The following is a 15,404-nucleotide window of genomic DNA, read 5'->3' as shown; positions in this document are numbered from 1 at the left end:
CCAGCCCGCTCAGAGATGTGTATAAGAGACAGGGGCAGGGTCGTGCTCGATGTCGACGACCGTGCCGGCGACGACGTCGCCGTCCTCGACCTTGCGGTGCTCCAGATTCGCCTTGTAACGGTGCGACGGGGCACGGAACGTGGAGGTCCCGCGGCCGCGCCGTTGTCCTTGGATTCGTCGTCCCATCGTTAGAACACCCCAATTCTGGAGGCGACTTCCTGGGCGTCGTCGTCCTCGGAGAGGCGAACGACGGCCTTCTTCTCGCCGTCCATCGTGTTCTGCGTGTTGACCTGTTCGACTGTCACGTCGTACTGCTCCTCGACGGCGTCGGCGACCTCGCCCTTGGAGGCGCGGTCGTCGACGGCGAACTGGAGCTTGTTCTGGAAGTCCATGTCGTTCATGGCCTTCTCAGTGACGTGCGGGTGCTTGATGACATCCCAGCTCATCGCTCGGCCACCTCCGCGAGTGCGGATTCCGTGAAGACGGTGAGTCGACCGGGCTCGCCGCCGGGCGCGAGGTCTTCCGTGTTGACCTCGCTGGCGGTCGCCACGTCGGCCCCCGCGAGGTTGCGGGCGGCCGTCGACGGCTCGTCGCTGGTCACGAAGAGAATCGAGGCGGGGCGACGGTACTTCCGTCCGCGGGCCGAGCCCTGTCCAGCCTTGATCTTCGTGTCGTCGGCGCGGTCGATGTCGGCGTCGACGTCGAGCGCCTCCAGCAGCGAGACGACTTCCTGCGTCTTGACGAGGTCCTCGAAGTCGTCGGAGACGACGACGGGCACTTCGTCACGGTCGAACTCGTGGCCGCGGTCGGCGACGAGGTCGGCGTCGGCCGTTGCGGCCAGCGCCGAGCGAACGGCCAGCTGCCGTTCCTTGTCGTTGAGGTCGAGCGAGCGGTCCTTCTCGGCTTTCGGCGGGTGGGCGCGTCGCCCCTTGACCGCCTGCGGGACGCGGCGGGCACGGCCGTCCTGCTTCGGGACGTGTGCCTGGCCGCGGCCGCTACCGAAGGACTCGGCCGGCGTTCGGAGGCCGGCGTACTCGTCGGACCCGTAGTCCTGCTTTCGGTTGGCCTGTGCGGCACGTACAGCTTTGCCGATGAGGTCGGTCCGAACCGGCGTCTCGAAGACGTCCGGCAGGTCGACCTCGCCGTCTGTGTTGCCGTCCAGGTCGTAGATTGTTGCCTGCATAGGTTATCCCTGGTTCGATTCGTTGGAGACGTAGCGCACCTCGGGGTCGAGGCGCGGCTGGTCGTTCGGACGCACCGCGGGCCGGAAGCGCACCAGGCGCTTGTCCGGACCGGGCACGGAGCCCTTCACGAGCGTGTACGGCCCATCGACCTCGCCGTAGTTGACGAAGCCACCGTCGACGGTCGGTTCGTCGCCGTCGCCGATGTCGATGAGGCGCTTGTTGAGCTCGGTGCGCTGGTGGTAGCCGGTCTGCCCCTGCTGGGGGACCGTCGAGCGCACACGGGACGGGTTCCACGGACCGAGGTTGCCGATCCGTCGGCGCCATCCCTGGCGGGCGTGCTTGCCTTTCCGCTTCTGGACGCCCCATCGCTTGACGGGACCCTGCGTCCCCTTGCCTTTCGTGACACCGGCCACGTCGGCGTACTCGCCGGCGCGGAAGATGTCGTTCATGGCGTGTTCGCCACCGTCCTCGACGAGGTCGAGGGCGTGGTCGAGGCGGTCCGAAACGGACCCACCGCCGACGCGAGTCTCCATCACGTCGGGCTTTTTCTTCGGGACGCTCGGGACGGCGTCGGGGACGGTGTGCGTAATGAGTCGCACGTCCCCGAGGTCACCGGCCTCGAGTGCGTCTCGTACCTGTTCCTCAGCAGCGTCCGGGTCGTGGTCCTCCGGAACGTCCAGGGTCCGGTCGAGTTCCGAGTGGAACTCGTCGGTCCAGACTTCCGTCAGCGGACGCTGACCGTACGGCGTGTCTTCGTACGCTCGCAGGGCGACGGCGCGCATCGGCGGCGTCTCGATGACTGTCACCGGGACAGTCTCCTCCATCCCCTCGCGGGGGGAGTTGGGTTCGTCGTTGACGAGCACGACGTGTGTCATGCCTGCCTTGTAGCCGGCGAACCCTTGGACGCCCGGCTGCCCGTCGTCAGACGGCCAGCTGTTGAAGCGAGGTGTCTCGCTCGTCGAGCGCTTGCGCGGGCCGAAGCCCAGCGAGCCTTTGCGTGGTCTGCTTGGTTGTGGCATTCGTTTACTCCGTGAGGGTTAGACAGGTGAGGGAGGCGAACAGAGCTTCCTCCGTTCGCACGACCTCACTGCCCTGGTTCGGAACCGTATTCAGCCAGAGGTCGAACCCTTCTGGTTCGTCGCTCGTCTGGTCTCCCCCGACGGCGTCCGGGGCAACGTCGAGTATCGACGGTAACCCGCGCTCGGGTGCCCCGAAGGCGACGGTCATGCCGCCCTCGGCGTCGCGCCGCTCGGCCAACTGGCCGAGACGGGTCGACGTTACCGGCTCGCCGTATCGCGAGGACGCGATAGTGAGCCCGGCATCGTCGCGCGAGAGTGCCGCATCGAGGTCCGCGGCGACAACGTCGAATCCCGTTGTGGGGGCGTCGACGAGTTTCGCCCGGACCGGCCGTCGCGAAGAGACCCTGACGGTCACGCGCTCTCCCTGTTCCACATCCATATCCGCTGGGACGGGAAGGGAGATCGGGTGTTGCATGCCGCAATTGACCCGGACGCGCCCATCAGCTCCGACCTCGGTCACGATTCCCTGTCTTAACGACCCCGAACCCTCAGATCCGGAGCCGGTCTGTGAACGCACGCGGAGCGGCGGCAGGACGCCGACGTACTCCAGTTCGTCCCGCTTACCCCACATCTCCTTTCGGAGGTGCGGGGGCGTCGCGGCGTACCGCAGCACGGTTTCGACGAACCCGTCTTCCCACTTGCCCGCCCCGTCAGGGTCGGGGTACACTGTCAGCCGATCAACCCGGTAGACCGCGGCCGCGCGGGCCACGTAACCGAGCTTGCGAGTTGCCTCGCGTCTATCTTCGGCTTCCCGTGCGAGGGAAGACGGCACGAGTACGCTGGTCGTCATGCCGTGACGCTTCCACGTCGCGCCACTAGACTGTGCCGATATCTCCCCTTCCCGGGCTTAAAAAGGCCCCGTTTCGCGTTCGCGATGCGTCGCGTTCACATGGTCCGTCATGCCGGTTCGGGACCGATGGGACCGTTCGCTGGATTGCCGCTTCCGAAAGGCCATGCCCCGTGACGCCATCACACGATACGGCTCTCAGACGGGGCGGCGATTGCCCTCACTTCCCATGGTTTTCCCCGGAAAACGGAAGGCTTTTTACTCTCACCCCCGCCAGATTTGATTGCAACGAGGCGTTGCGCGCTGGTACCGAGCGGCCGACGGCCGCAAGGGTTAGTGCAGAACGAAGTGCGCGCTGGTAGTGTAGTTGGTATCACGTGACCTTGCCATGGTCACAACCTGGGTTCAAATCCCAGCCAGCGCATTTCTACGACGAACAACTCCACCGAGCACCGCGTAGCGTGTGCTCGTAATCTGTGAGTCATAAAATCGAACTGGATTTGAATCCTGCCAGTCGCAGCGCCCACAACGAGCGTAGCGAGTGAGGGCGACCGTCTGGCTCCGGTTCAAACCCCAGCCAGCGCATTTCTGACGACGCAAACCGACGAGCGATGCGTCCCTTTGAGTCATCTGATTGCACACCACGTATCGAGGGTTCCCCTGAGCGACTATCGCATTGCCTGACAGATGGGGAGTACCATTATTTGCTACCCCATCGACAGTCCGGTTGTATGACAGACGAGACGGTCCACGAGTCACAGGAGACGCGGAGTCGAAGAGGAATTGCGTCGTACTTCCGACGGCTGGCGAACAGACTCAGCCGCGGTGAGCCGGCCCCGGCAGATGAGGAACAGACTGTGACGGTCACGCCGCCGGCCGAATCCGAGTTCGAGGTGGAGGTCGAGCAGGAAGACGGCACTGTCTCACTTGAAATCGATATGCAGTGGGACGAAGACGAGGGGGAGGTAGCGACTGACGTGGCTGCGAGCAAGGCCACGTTCGAGGTGTACGAGGACAACGCCGAGCAGTACCGCTGGCGGCTCGTCCACGACAACGGAAACATCATCGCCGACAGCGGGGAGGGCTACGCCTCCAAGCAGAAAGCCAAGCAGGGCCTCGAGAGCGTCAAATCCAACGCGCCCGGCGCGTACGTCGTCGACGAGTCCAAAGACGACGACGGTGTTGTCGAAGAGGGGGGCAGCAAAGCGACGTTCGAACTCTTCAAAGACAGCGAGGGCAAGGCGCGCTGGCGGCTCCGCCACGACAACGGGGAAATAATCGCGGACTGCGGGCAGGGCTACGCCTCCAAGCAGAAGGCGAAGCAGGGCCTCCAGAGCGTGAAGACGAACGCTCGCGGGGCTCCGGTTGAGGAAGGCGAGTAATCGTTCCGAACAGCGGCGGCTTCTTTAGTCCAGTCTGACAGCGGGTAGCGTCACGCGAGCACCACGGCGGGTCGCGTACACCACAGCGGTTAGGTCGCGGGCGCGCGTGAAGACCGATATGACCTGCATAGGGTTTCTCTCGGTCGCACCGGTCATCGAAGGCAGCATGTCCTCCTACGTCGCCGACGCCGTCGCGGCGCTGGAGGCGTTCGACGTCGAGTACGAGACGACACCGATGGGGACCATCATCGAAGCGGAGGACAGCAAGGAACTGTTCGCGGCCACCCACGCGGCTCACGAGGCCGTCGGCGAGCAGAGCGACCGCGTGAGCACGTTCCTGAAGATCGACGACAAGCGGACCGTCGACCAGCAGGCACAAGACAAGGTCGACGCCGTCGAGGAGCATCTGGGTCGGGCGGCCAGAAGCGGCGCGACCGAAGGCGGCAATTAAAGGGAAGGGTGCCAAAGACGGCGTATGGATAGTCTCAATCGGATGGCCACGGAACTCGTCGACGAGGCCATCGACTTCGCCGACGAGCTCACGATAGACGTACACGCGCTGGAGGGCGACGCCGCGGTGCTGGACTTCGGCGTCGAGGTCCCCGGCGCTGTCGAAGCCGGAATGTTGCTCGCGGAAATCCAGACGGCCGGGCTGGCGACGGTCCAGTCCACGATGGCCACCGTCGACGGCGCGCCGCTGAACCACGTCGAACTGTCGACGGACCACCCGGCGCTGGCCCTGCTGTGCTCGCAAAAGGGCGGCTGGGAACTGGCCGTCGACGGCTTCGAAGCGCTGGGAAGCGGTCCCGCACGCGCGCTCGTCGCTGAGGAGGAGGCCTTCCAGCGCATCGGCTACCGCGAGGACGCCGACTTCGCCGTGCTGGCCCTGGAAACCGACGAACTGCCGGACGAGGACGTTGCGAGCCAGGTCGCCGAGCGCACCGGCGTCCCCGAGACGGGCGTGTTCCTGCCGTCGTTCGCGACTGCGAGTGTCACCGGGAGCGTCGTCGCCGCGGCCCGGGCCGCCGAACTGGCCGTCTTCCGACTGGCCGAACTCGGCTTCGACCCGGTGTCGGTCCTGTCGGCCAGCGGCCGCGCGCCGGTCGCGCCGGTCGCCGGCGACGAAGCGACCGCGATGGCCCGGACCACGGACGCGCTCGCCTACGGCAGCGAGGTCCACCTCACCGTCGACGAGTCCTTCGACCGCTTCGACGAGGTTCCTTCCGTCGCGGCCGAAGAATACGGCGAGCCGCTGGAAGGCGTCTTCGAGGACGTCGACTGGGACTTCGCGGAGCTCCCGGTCGAACTGTTCGGCCCCGCCGCGGTCACCATCGACGTGGTCGGCGGCGACACGCACGTCGTCGGTGAGACGAGCGAGGGCGTCTTGGCCGAGAGCTTCGGCCTGTAATCGGGTATGCGTTACAAGGTCGCGCCGCCGGCCCGCTCGCACTCGTTTCTGGAGAGCGCCAGAGACGCGATTCCGCTCGTCCCCGACAGCGAGGCCGACTGCTGTCGCGCGATTCAGACGGCGACTGACGTGTCCGACCGCGAAACGGCCCAAAAATATCTGGTTTTCCTACAGGCGCTGGGACTGGTCGCCGAGAGCGACCGGGGCTACTACAGGACGAGGACCGACCCCGACCGGGCGGCCCTCGCGACGGCCTTCGAGGAATCGGTCTTCGGCGTCGACGTGCTCCTCGCCGTGCTCGGTTCGGAGCCGGTAGAGGCTGCCGCTGCGTTCGATGCACTCCGAGAGGAGATTCCTCGCTGGGAACGTGAACGTCACACCGATTGGGAAGCCGTCTGGCAGGAGCGCACGGCGAACCTGCTGGAGTGGGCTGTGATATTGGGACTCGCCGAGAAAACGGACGACGGTTACAGACAGCCGACTGAAGACGGGACAGACCAGTGAGACAGCGGGCCGCTACTCGGCCGGGTCGGTGTCGGTGACGGTCCCGACGCCCTTGGAACTCCCCTCGCGGAAGACGAACTTCTGGCCTTCCTCGACGAGATACGAACGGAACTTGAACCGGACTCGGGCCTTGCCCGCGTCGCCAGGGAGCAACTGCCCGCCCTCTGGATAGAAGGCCGCAGCCTCGCTGACCGTTTCGAGGTGGACCACGGGTTCGTAACCGTCACCGATACGGGTCGGATGGTTCAACACCATCACCTCGGCGTCGAACTCCTGGACGGGCGATGGGTCGGCGTCGCTCGGCAGCAGGACCATCCCGCGCTCGATGTCCGCCTCGCGGACTCCCTTCAGCGCGATGCCGACGATGCGGCCGGCCTTGGCCTCGTCGACCCGGTGGTAGTGCATCTCGATGGACCGGACCTCCACCTCGCGGAAGCTCCCGTCCTGCATCGGCCCGAGCAGGAGTTCGTCGCCGGCCTCGACCTCGCCGGACTTGATGGTGCCAGAGGCGACTGCGCCGACCCCCTGAACGTTGTACGTCCGGTCGACGTACATCCGGAAGTCGCCCACCTCGCCGGCCGTCTTGGGTAACGCCTCGAACATCTCGTCGAGGTCGTCCAGCCCCGCCTTGGTGACGGCACTGGTGGTGACGACGGGGACGACGGTTTCGGAGATTTCGTCGATGGCCGTATCGACGCCGTGTCGCGCCACCCGGAGCGGCGTCTTATCGACCTCTCGCAGTGCCTGCTCGACGGAGCGTTCGACCTCCGCGACCCGTTCCGCATCGACCAGGTCGGTCTTGGTGATTGCGACAATGGTCGGAAGGTCCGTCGCCAGCAGGATGCCGAGGTGTTCGCGCGTGGTTTCTGTCACTCCGTCGTCGGCCGCGACGGTCAGGAGACCGTAATCGAGTTTCTGGCCCACGAGGCCGCGGATCGTCGTCCGTAGCCATGGCTCGTGGCCCACAGTGTCGACGAAGGAAACGAGCCGGTCGGATGCTTCGACGACCCGCGCGCGGTCGTCCTTCCGATGTGGGTTGTCCATGCGGATCGGCTCGCCGTCCTCGTCGAAGCCGTAGACGCCGTAGGAGAGGTCCGCCGAGAGACCTCGGTCGACCTCGTGTGGCTGAACGTCCAGAAAGCCGCGTGTCCCGCCTTCGCCGTCGTCAGCGTCGCCGGTGACCAGCGACCCCACGAGCGTGGATTTGCCGTGGTCGACGTGGCCGGCTGTACCCACGACGATGTGGTCGTCGTCTGCGAGGACCGATCCCTCCGAAACCGTCGCGACGCCCACGATGCCGTCGGTGACTGTCGCCCCGTCTTCCGAAACGCCGTCGACGCCCCACGTTTTCACTTCCTCGATGTGCGCGCCGGCCTCCTCTGCCAGCAGGCTGAGTACGTCCATCGACTCTGAGAACTCCGCCGGCGAGATGCCGGCGAGCCCGCCGTCGTCGGTGACGCCGACGACGTACGTCGCCTCCCCGTCCCCGGAGAGAACGCGGTGGCGGAGTTGCGCTGCGAGGGATTCGAGTCGCCCCTCTGACAGGTGGAGATCTTCGGTGAGCCGTTCTTTGAACTCGACGCTGCCGCCCTCCCGCTCGCCGCGGTCAAGCGCGCGCCGGAGGACGGCCCGGTCGGGGCTCATATCCTCCCGTTACTGTGGGGCAGATATAAGCCTTCCCCGGATTTACGGCTCCAGAGAACTCCTGAGCGCGGTGGCTGAGTATCCCTCTCACAGTAGCGCTCGGCGGATATTTATACGCGAAGGCGCGGCCAGACCGGGTCGTGGACTGAGCCGCCACACGGAGTTTGCGGTTGTGTGACGCCGCTCCGTGTGCTGGGTTGCGCCGATGGTGTCTCCTGTTTGCCTATCTGATTAGCGACTGGTCTAAAAGTGAATCACACGACTGTCACTCCCGGTACGGCGCGACTGCTTCGAGAAAGCCGTCGCCGTAGGTCCCGTCGGTAACCCGGTCGGCGCGTTCGAGCGCTGTCTCGTCGGCATTGGCGACGGCCACGGCCTCTCCAGCCAGGTCGAACATCTGGGCGTCGTTCACTGAGTCGCCAACGGCGAGGAACGTCTCCGGAGCGAGGTCCAGTTCAGCACACACCGCTTCGAGGCCCGTCCCCTTGTCGACGACCGGGTCTGTAACGTGGTACGCGAAGCCGGTGTCGAGGACGACGAGCCCGCGTGTCGCGGCCAGGTCCTCCAGCGGTTCGAGCGGCTGGTCGAGCGACACGACGAGTTCCGTCTCGCGCCATCGGTTTGCCAGGTCGACCTGTCCGAACCCCAGGTCATGGCCCAGGTCGCGATAGGCCTCGCCGACCGCGAGCGCCGCCTCGTGGTCGCCTTCGAGTCTGAGCTCGTCGGTAGCTTCGACGAACACCACGCCGCCGTTCTCGGCGACGACCGTCCGTTCGATGCCGAGAAACTCACAGAGCGCAATTGGAAACGGCATCGCTTTTCCGGTCGCGATGACGACGCGTGCAGGCCACTCGCGAAGGACCGGCATGACGCGGGGGTCAATCGCTCGGCTTTCGTCAGTCAACGTTCCGTCGATGTCGACGATGAGCGGCGGCGTGTCGTTGTCCATACGTCCGGGTTCGGAGCGCCGCATATGGGAATTGCGGTCAGTCGTCAGTCAGCGTTTCGTAGGCCGCTTGCACCTGCTTGAACTCCCTTTCGCTCCCGCTGTCAGTGTCGGGGTGGACCTCCTTGACTTTCTCCCTGTAAGCCCGCTTGATCGTCCCCCGATCGGCGTCCGGCTCGATGCCGAGCCGCTGGTAGGCCTCCGCCGGACTCGGTCCCGACGACTGAACCCGCTGTCGGCGCTGCCGGCCGCCCGCTGCCTGGCGACGCTGTCGCTGCCGCCCCTGGCGACGACGCTGGCCACCCTGCGACGCTCGCGAGCGGCGCGCTCGCCGGCCGTCTCGTGGCGGTTCCCATTCTTCGCGTGGGCCGGCCCCGAACCCACCGCGGCGGGCGTTCCCCGTGTTCTGTGCCGCCTGTCGTTCGACCCGCTCGTAGAGGCTCGCGGCCATCTTCCCGCTGAGGTGGTAGTACATGAAATACGTCGACGCGCCGAACATGAGCGCCAGGAAGAGCACCGCGGGATTGATCACGAGGCCCACCGCTGTCAGGACGACTGTCAGGCCTCCAAACACCACTGCGATTCCCTTGGTGAGCCCGTCGTACTGCACGCACACTCCTTCGGTCCACAGACCTGTAAGCGTCCCGCCTCTCGCCTTCCATTCGGTCCGGCCTCGAACTGAATACCGGGCACGTTCCCGGATGGCACAGGGACGAACTGAGCTACCACCACACCATATCGACACCGCACGGACTGACAGGCCTGTTTCATCGAAACCGCACTACGGCGGGGCGTCTGACACAGCCTTATTACATCCCTACGCACTGTTGGCGAGCGTATATCCTCACCCGCAAACCCCCGCCAGTTTCCATTGGATATCTCGCTTACGTCTGGTGGTTCACAGGGCCGGGGTTTCACTTTCACCTCGGTCTGGACAGTATTAAGGAGAATCGACGGCATCTATTCCGTTGTACGCGGCTATCGTTTCACGCGTCACCAGCACAGTTCGTCGAGTACCGTAGCCACGACTCCCGAGATTGCTACGGCCGCCGCCGAATCGCAGACAAGAAGGATTAAACGCTATCGATGAATACGTATTCGCCGCCAGAAATGACAGGATCACGGGTAGCTACGACGAGGGGTATCGACCGACAGACGGCCGCTGTCGGGAGGAGGAGCGGGCGATGAGTAACAGCGACCTTTCCGCCGACGAGATCACGCTCCCGATCAAACGTACCGACGGTGACACTATCGAAGAGCGACTTACAGGCAACGCCTACCACAACATCCTCCCGGCTCGCTACCTCCGGAAGGACGCCAACGGTGACCTCATCGAGGAACCCGAAGATCTCTTCGACCGTGTCGCGAAGAACATCGCGCTCGCCGAGGCCGTGTTCGAGGCCAACAAGCAGGACGTCGACGTACACGTCTCGCCGGACCAGCTGAAGCCCGACCACCCGCGCCGCGACGAACTCGCCGACGAGGTGTTCGGCAAGGGAACGTCCGTCGACGACGACGTCGAGACCGAGCTCTCTGTCTACAACGTCAACAAGTTCGCCTACGAGACGGTCGTGCCGGAACTTCCTGAGGGCGTCCGCGACCACGTCGAATCGACCGCCGACGCATTCCAGGAGCAGATGGAGCAGCTCTCCTTCATGCCGAACTCGCCGACGCTGATGAACGCTGGCGACGAACTCCAGCAGCTTTCGGCCTGTTTCGTCGACTCCCCTGGTGACGACATCGACGACATCCACCAGACCGCCAAGGAGGCCGCACAGGTCTTCCAGTCCGGCGGTGGCATGGGCTACGCGTTCTGGAAGCTCCGCCCGTACGGCGACCCCGTCGGCTCGACCGGCGGCATCGCGTCCGGCCCCATCACGTTCATGCGGACGTACGACCAGATGTGCGAGACTATCGCCCAGGGTGGCGCCCGCCGCGGCGCACAGATGGGCGTCATGCGCGTCTCCCATCCGGACGTCATCCAGTTCATCCACGCCAAGAACAAGGACGTCTCGCTCGCCGAGACGCTGCGCCTGAACGACCCGGACGACTTCACGCACAACTCCTTCGCCGAGGCGCTGGAGGAGGCCCGCGAACTCATCGACGACGACGGAAAGGTGCCAAAGCACCTCCGCAACGCCGTCGAGGGCCACCTCTCGAACTTCAACATCTCCGTCGGCGTCACCGACGACTTCATGGAGGCGCTGAAGGCCGGTGAGGAGTTCACCTTCACCAACCCGCGAACGGGCGAGGCCCACATCGCCACCGAGGAGACGAAGGAACTGTACGACATGTTCGGCCTCGGCGAGCACGTCGAGGTCGGCGAGGAGCTCTCGATTCCGGCCGAGGAACTCTGGGACGACATCGTCGAGGGCGCTCACGAGAACGGCGAGCCCGGCGTCATCTACCTCGAACGGGTGAACAAGCAGCACTCCTTCGACGTCGAGGAGCACCCCGACCACGAGATTCTCGCCACGAACCCGTGTGGCGAACAGCCCCTCGAGGAGTACGAGGCCTGCAACCTCGGGCACATCAACCTCTCGACGCTGGCCGCCGAAGACGCGCCGGACTGGCGCGTCTGGTCGGACCAGCACGCCGGCGAGTACGACTCGAAGGAGGCAGCTATCGACGCGTTCCTCGAGGACGCCATCGACTGGGAGGAGTTCGACCGCCGCATCGAACTCGGTACCCGCTTCCTCGAAAACGTCGTCACGATGTCCGACTTCCCGGTCGAGAAGATCGAGCAGAAGGTCCGGGAGATGCGCAAGATCGGCCTCGGTATCATGGGCCTGGCCCAGCTGTACATCCAGCTCGGCGTCGCCTACGGGACCGAAGAGGCCAACGAGATCGCCCGCCAGACGATGCGCCACATCAACCACGGGTCCAAGGCCGCGAGCCACGAACTCGCCGAGGACCGTGGTGTCTTCTCCGAGTGGGAGAACTCCAAGTACGCGAACCCGACGGACTACCCCGAGTGGTTCGAGAAGCAGACCGGCGAGGACGCCGGCGACTGGGCTGACGGCTACCCGATTCGGAACCACAACACCACGACCATCGCCCCGACCGGGACGACTTCGATGATCGGCAACACCACCGGCGGGTGTGAGCCGATCTACAACGTCGCCTACTACAAGAACGTCTCCGACGACGTGCAGGGCGACGAGATGCTCGTGGAGTTCGACGACTACTTCCTCCGCGCGCTGGAGGACAACGACATCGACGTCGAGGCCGTCAAACAGGAGGCTCAGGAGCAGATGGCGAACAACGAGTTCGACGGCGTCGACGGGCTGACGACCGTGCCCGACGCTATCGGCGAACTGTTCGTCACCACTGGCGACCTCTCGGCGAAGCAGCACGCCGGCATTCAGGTGGCCTGTCAGGAAGGCGTCGACTCCGCCATCTCGAAGACGGTCAACGCCCCGAACGACTCCACGACCGAAGACGCTGCCGAAGTGTTCGAGTACATCTACGACCACGGCGGCAAGGGCGTCACCTACTACCGCGACGGCACCCGCAGCAAGCAGGTGCTGACGACGCGCGCCCAGAACACGGAGTTCTCGGACATGGACGCCGACGAGATCGTCGCCCAGATCGAGGAGGTCTTCGGCGGTATCGAGGGCTTCCTCGAAGACGAGGCCGTCCAGGCGGCTATCGACGAGTCCATCGAACAGGTGCTTGGTGTCGCCGACGGGGACGCCGAGTACGCCGAGAAGCAGACTCGGCCGGACGTACTCCACGGCGTGACCCAGCGCATCGACACCGGCTACGGGAAGCTCTACGTCAACATCAACGAGGACCCCGAGGCCGACCGGCCGTTCGAACTGTTCGCCAACATCGGCAACTCCGGTGGCTTCACTGCCTCCTTCACCGAGGCGCTGGCCAAGACCATCTCGACGGCGCTGCGCTCGGGCGTCGACCCCGAAGAGATCGCCGACGAACTGCAGGGCATCCGGTCGCCGAAGGTCGCCTGGGACAAGGGCGAGCAGATCCAGTCCATCCCGGACGCCATCGGCACAGCCCTGCGCCGCTACCTCGACGGCGACGTCGACAAGGCCTACCCCGACCAGACTACGCTGGAGGAGACTGCCGAGAAGGCCGACGGCGAGACCGCCACGCAGACCCAGACTGACGGCGGTGCGGCCGCCGCCGCATCTGACGCAGGTGGCGACCAGCAGGACATCATCGACGCCGGCGAAAGCCCGGAGTGTCCTGACTGTGGCTCGCTGTCGCTGTACTACTCAGAGGGTTGCAAGACCTGCGAGTCCTGTGGCTGGTCCGAGTGCTGAACGCTACCGCCTGAGACGCGGATTCTGATTTCGACGCGCCTGCGGCCGTTCTTTTCTGTCCGCGCTGTCCCGTCGCGTTCTGCTATCGAAATTCCGTCACGTCGTACACGCCAGAAATACCAGTCTCTTCGACAACCGCCATTATTTCTGCGCCCTCCTCGGCCGCCGAGTCCGCGACGAGCGTCACCGGCTCGATAGGCTGGCGGCGGAGAAAGGCCGCGATCCGTTCGAGCCACGATGGCTTCCCGCCCTTGCGACAGACGATGACGTAGCGCGAGTCCGCGAGCGACGCCATCTTGGGCTCGAAGTCGTAATCCTCGTGCTCGGCCGGCTCCACGACGTGGATGACCTCGCCGGCAATCGTCTCGTCCATACCCACGATAGCGACTACAGCGGTATGTGCCGCTCGCTTTGCACTACGAATACTGCTTGGAGACCCATCCCGAGGGACCGCTGGGATAGGAATCGGTCTCCTCCTCAGGCTGCACCTCGCCGCGCTGGTCGACCATCCGGACGACGACGGTGTGGCCGCCGGACGGTGGGTCGTAGGTGTACTCCCACTGTCGCCACGCGTCCTCTGCGGGGCCGTCGCCGCTGGCGGCCGGCAGTTGGTCCGAGAGCGTCGCGTCCGCCCACGTCTCGCCGCCGTCGGTGGAGACTTCGACGCGCTGGACGCCGTGCAGGCCGGCGTAGGCGTGGCCGCCGATGCGCCGGCGACCGTCCGAAAGCATCGATTCGTGGTGGAGCTTGGCAACCGGATTGACGGGGCCGGTCCCCTGCCAACCGCGTTTCTCCCAGTAGCCGTCGGCTTCCTCGTCCAGCACTTCGATCTCCGAGAGCCACTTGACGTTGACTTCGCCCCAGTGGCCGGGGACCAGTGCTCGGACGGGGTAGCCGTGGCCGCGCGGGAGGACCTTTCCGTTCATGCCGTAGGCGAGCATCCCGCCCCGGAGCGCGTCGATGGGGAACTCCTCGTAGTAGTCGTCCTCGGCTCGGAGCATGACGCATTCACAGCCACTCTGGACGCCGGCTTCTTCGAGGAGGCTGTCGACGGGAACGCCAGTCCACAGCGCGGTGTCCGTCTTGTAGCCGTTGAGGCGCTCGCCCACGCAACGGAGCGTAACGAACCGGTTTTCGGCATCCATCTCCAGCAGGTCCGCGTAGGTGAGCGTGACCTCCTCCTCGACGGCGCCGGTGATCGAAAGCGACCAGTCCGGGGCCGAGAGTTCCGGGTCGATAGAGTTGATGTCGACCTCGTAGAAGTTCTCGCTGACCAGCGGGTCGATATCGTCGAAGCCCAGGGAATAGTCCGCTGCGACGGCGAGCTTTTCGTCGAGATCGTCGAGATCGGCCCCCGGCGCGTTGAGTGCGGGCGCATCGTCACCCGTCGCGACGACCGACCGCTGGTTGCCAGCCGCGTAGCCGACCGTCGCCGCGCCGACGGCCGCGCCGACCGTCGAGAGCGCCCGCCGCCGTTTCGAGGAGATCGGTGACATCGGACCACCGAATCTGTCGAGTGTCTGTGCGAGTCCGACAACGGCGGCGGCGGGAACCGCCGGACCGGCCGCGAGGACGACCTCGCCGGTGAGGACGACGCTCACGGCCCAGGTCACGACAGCCGTTCCGACGACCGGGAGGGCGCGGTTGTTCGCCAGTTGGCCGGTGAGGATTGCTGCCCTGGCTGCCAGCGCAATGAACAGCCCCGCGAGTCCGATAGCGAGCAGGAGATTGAGCTGTTGGCCGAGGCTGCCGAGCGTCGAGATGGCAGTCGAGACGACGATACCGGGCATCGACCGTGCGAGCGTCCGCTCAATAGGTGAGGCGACGAACGCGGGTGCGTAGCCGGTCACCGCGTAAGAGCCGGCCAGGCCCGCGATGGCGGCGGCAACGCTGACCAGCAGCCGACCGCCGGGCGAGTCGAGGAGGTCGTCAGTCATGACTCAATCGAGGGTCTACCCCGCAAAAGGGATTGTTCCAATTTCGTCCGGATTCCGTTCCGAAACTCCGGAAGACACAAGCGAGCGGAGCTGTTCTACGAAATCATGGACGAGCAGCCCGGGGGTCGGCCCTGCCCGCTCTGTGAACGGGCAATGTACCACCGACACTGCAAGTACGTCTGTCCGGAGCACGGCGTCGTATATGACTGCGCTGACACGTTCTACTGACGATACGCTCGCGGGTTTA

The 15,404-nt window shown here is 65.3% G+C and carries 15 protein-coding genes, 1 tRNA gene and 1 pseudogene; 7 read left to right on the top strand and 10 right to left on the bottom strand.

The window, feature by feature from the left end:
• Positions 1-33 precede the first annotated feature (33 nt).
• The 5 genes and pseudogenes from rpl2p to C442_RS17795 all read right to left on the bottom strand — a co-directional run.
• A pseudogene (rpl2p, locus tag C442_RS21100) lies at positions 34-186 on the bottom strand (50S ribosomal protein L2); the annotation flags it as partial.
• Between the two features lie 2 nt (positions 187-188).
• On the bottom strand, positions 189-446 hold the full coding sequence (locus C442_RS17810; RefSeq protein WP_004591553.1) for a 50S ribosomal protein L23: 258 nt from the start codon (positions 444-446) through the stop codon (positions 189-191).
• Positions 443-1,183: a 50S ribosomal protein L4 gene (rpl4p, locus tag C442_RS17805; protein WP_008312892.1), complete on the bottom strand. Its 741-nt coding sequence runs from the start codon at positions 1,181-1,183 to the stop codon at positions 443-445. The genes C442_RS17810 and rpl4p overlap by 4 nt, the downstream gene beginning before the upstream one ends.
• Before the next feature lie 3 nt (positions 1,184-1,186).
• On the bottom strand, positions 1,187-2,203 hold the full coding sequence (gene rpl3p, locus C442_RS17800; protein ID WP_008312890.1) for a 50S ribosomal protein L3: 1,017 nt from the start codon (positions 2,201-2,203) through the stop codon (positions 1,187-1,189).
• Positions 2,204-2,207: 4 nt separating this feature from the next.
• Entirely contained in the window at positions 2,208-3,053 is an 846-nt protein-coding gene (locus C442_RS17795) for a putative RNA uridine N3 methyltransferase (protein WP_004957426.1), read from the bottom strand.
• Positions 3,054-3,402: 349 nt separating this feature from the next.
• Between C442_RS17795 and C442_RS17790 the strand changes: the two genes are divergently transcribed.
• From C442_RS17790 to C442_RS17770, 5 genes are all read left to right on the top strand, one after another.
• Positions 3,403-3,474, top strand: a tRNA-Gly gene (locus C442_RS17790).
• A gap of 307 nt (positions 3,475-3,781) precedes the next feature.
• Positions 3,782-4,432, top strand: a complete 651-nt coding sequence (locus C442_RS17785) for an HVO_2922 family protein (RefSeq protein WP_008312886.1) — start codon at positions 3,782-3,784, stop codon at positions 4,430-4,432.
• 118 nt (positions 4,433-4,550) lie between these two features.
• A complete protein-coding gene (locus C442_RS17780; RefSeq protein WP_008312885.1) occupies positions 4,551-4,883 on the top strand; it encodes an MTH1187 family thiamine-binding protein in 333 nt (110 codons plus the stop codon).
• Positions 4,884-4,907: 24 nt separating this feature from the next.
• Positions 4,908-5,840 carry a methenyltetrahydromethanopterin cyclohydrolase gene (gene mch / locus C442_RS17775; RefSeq protein WP_008312884.1) on the top strand — a complete coding sequence of 311 codons (933 nt, stop codon included), beginning with the start codon at positions 4,908-4,910 and terminating at the stop codon, positions 5,838-5,840.
• A gap of 6 nt (positions 5,841-5,846) precedes the next feature.
• The gene (locus tag C442_RS17770) at positions 5,847-6,344 is read left to right on the top strand and encodes a hypothetical protein (RefSeq protein ID WP_008312883.1); all 498 of its coding nucleotides are present in this window, start codon (positions 5,847-5,849) and stop codon (positions 6,342-6,344) included.
• A gap of 12 nt (positions 6,345-6,356) precedes the next feature.
• Here the strand turns inward: C442_RS17770 and C442_RS17765 are convergent, their stop codons facing one another.
• The 3 genes from C442_RS17765 to C442_RS17755 all read right to left on the bottom strand — a co-directional run bounded on the left by C442_RS17765 (position 6,357) and on the right by C442_RS17755 (position 9,544).
• Positions 6,357-7,988: a GTPBP1 family GTP-binding protein gene (locus C442_RS17765; RefSeq protein ID WP_008312882.1), complete on the bottom strand. Its 1,632-nt coding sequence runs from the start codon at positions 7,986-7,988 to the stop codon at positions 6,357-6,359.
• Between the two features lie 265 nt (positions 7,989-8,253).
• Positions 8,254-8,937 carry a phosphoglycolate phosphatase gene (locus C442_RS17760; RefSeq protein WP_049943081.1) on the bottom strand — a complete coding sequence of 228 codons (684 nt, stop codon included), beginning with the start codon at positions 8,935-8,937 and terminating at the stop codon, positions 8,254-8,256.
• A gap of 37 nt (positions 8,938-8,974) precedes the next feature.
• Positions 8,975-9,544 (bottom strand): J domain-containing protein, encoded by a 570-nt coding sequence (locus tag C442_RS17755; protein ID WP_008312880.1) that lies wholly within the window; start codon positions 9,542-9,544, stop codon positions 8,975-8,977.
• Positions 9,545-10,118: 574 nt separating this feature from the next.
• Between C442_RS17755 and C442_RS17750 the strand changes: the two genes are divergently transcribed.
• On the top strand, positions 10,119-13,220 hold the full coding sequence (locus C442_RS17750) for an adenosylcobalamin-dependent ribonucleoside-diphosphate reductase (protein WP_008312879.1): 3,102 nt from the start codon (positions 10,119-10,121) through the stop codon (positions 13,218-13,220).
• An 82-nt stretch (positions 13,221-13,302) separates the two neighbouring features.
• Here C442_RS17750 and C442_RS17745 read toward each other — a convergent pair whose 3' ends face one another.
• Both C442_RS17745 and C442_RS17740 read right to left on the bottom strand, forming a co-directional pair.
• The gene (locus C442_RS17745) at positions 13,303-13,593 is read right to left on the bottom strand and encodes a DUF7526 family protein (protein WP_008312878.1); all 291 of its coding nucleotides are present in this window, start codon (positions 13,591-13,593) and stop codon (positions 13,303-13,305) included.
• Positions 13,594-13,636: 43 nt separating this feature from the next.
• Positions 13,637-15,157, bottom strand: a complete 1,521-nt coding sequence (locus C442_RS17740) for a sulfite oxidase (RefSeq protein WP_008312877.1) — start codon at positions 15,155-15,157, stop codon at positions 13,637-13,639.
• 105 nt (positions 15,158-15,262) lie between these two features.
• On the opposite strand from C442_RS17740, the gene C442_RS22990 reads away from it, so the two are divergent.
• A complete protein-coding gene (locus tag C442_RS22990; protein WP_004591539.1) occupies positions 15,263-15,385 on the top strand; it encodes an HVO_2523 family zinc finger protein in 123 nt (40 codons plus the stop codon).
• The last annotated feature ends 19 nt before the right edge of the window (positions 15,386-15,404 follow it).

It is taken from the genome of Haloarcula amylolytica JCM 13557 (genome assembly GCF_000336615.1).
Taxonomy (GTDB): Archaea; Halobacteriota; Halobacteria; order Halobacteriales; family Haloarculaceae; genus Haloarcula; species Haloarcula amylolytica.
Note: the sequence above shows the minus strand (reverse complement) of the source record. Positions and strands in the feature narration are given on the sequence as shown.

Bases quoted from the DNA above. Each gene is read 5' to 3' on its own strand.
- C442_RS17810 (WP_004591553.1), bottom strand. From the start codon at position 446: ATGAGCTGGGATGTCATCAAGCACCCGCACGTCACTGAGAAGGCCATG.
- rpl4p (WP_008312892.1), bottom strand. From the start codon at position 1,183: ATGCAGGCAACAATCTACGACCTGGACGGCAACACAGACGGCGAGGTC.
- rpl3p (WP_008312890.1), bottom strand. From the start codon at position 2,203: ATGCCACAACCAAGCAGACCACGCAAAGGCTCGCTGGGCTTCGGCCCG.
- C442_RS17795 (WP_004957426.1), bottom strand. From the start codon at position 3,053: ATGACGACCAGCGTACTCGTGCCGTCTTCCCTCGCACGGGAAGCCGAA.
- C442_RS17785 (WP_008312886.1), top strand. From the start codon at position 3,782: ATGACAGACGAGACGGTCCACGAGTCACAGGAGACGCGGAGTCGAAGA.
- C442_RS17780 (WP_008312885.1), top strand. From the start codon at position 4,551: ATGACCTGCATAGGGTTTCTCTCGGTCGCACCGGTCATCGAAGGCAGC.
- mch (WP_008312884.1), top strand. From the start codon at position 4,908: ATGGATAGTCTCAATCGGATGGCCACGGAACTCGTCGACGAGGCCATC.
- C442_RS17770 (WP_008312883.1), top strand. From the start codon at position 5,847: ATGCGTTACAAGGTCGCGCCGCCGGCCCGCTCGCACTCGTTTCTGGAG.
- C442_RS17765 (WP_008312882.1), bottom strand. From the start codon at position 7,988: ATGAGCCCCGACCGGGCCGTCCTCCGGCGCGCGCTTGACCGCGGCGAG.
- C442_RS17760 (WP_049943081.1), bottom strand. From the start codon at position 8,937: ATGGACAACGACACGCCGCCGCTCATCGTCGACATCGACGGAACGTTG.
- C442_RS17750 (WP_008312879.1), top strand. From the start codon at position 10,119: ATGAGTAACAGCGACCTTTCCGCCGACGAGATCACGCTCCCGATCAAA.
- C442_RS17745 (WP_008312878.1), bottom strand. From the start codon at position 13,593: ATGGACGAGACGATTGCCGGCGAGGTCATCCACGTCGTGGAGCCGGCC.
- C442_RS17740 (WP_008312877.1), bottom strand. From the start codon at position 15,157: ATGACTGACGACCTCCTCGACTCGCCCGGCGGTCGGCTGCTGGTCAGC.
- C442_RS22990 (WP_004591539.1), top strand. From the start codon at position 15,263: ATGGACGAGCAGCCCGGGGGTCGGCCCTGCCCGCTCTGTGAACGGGCA.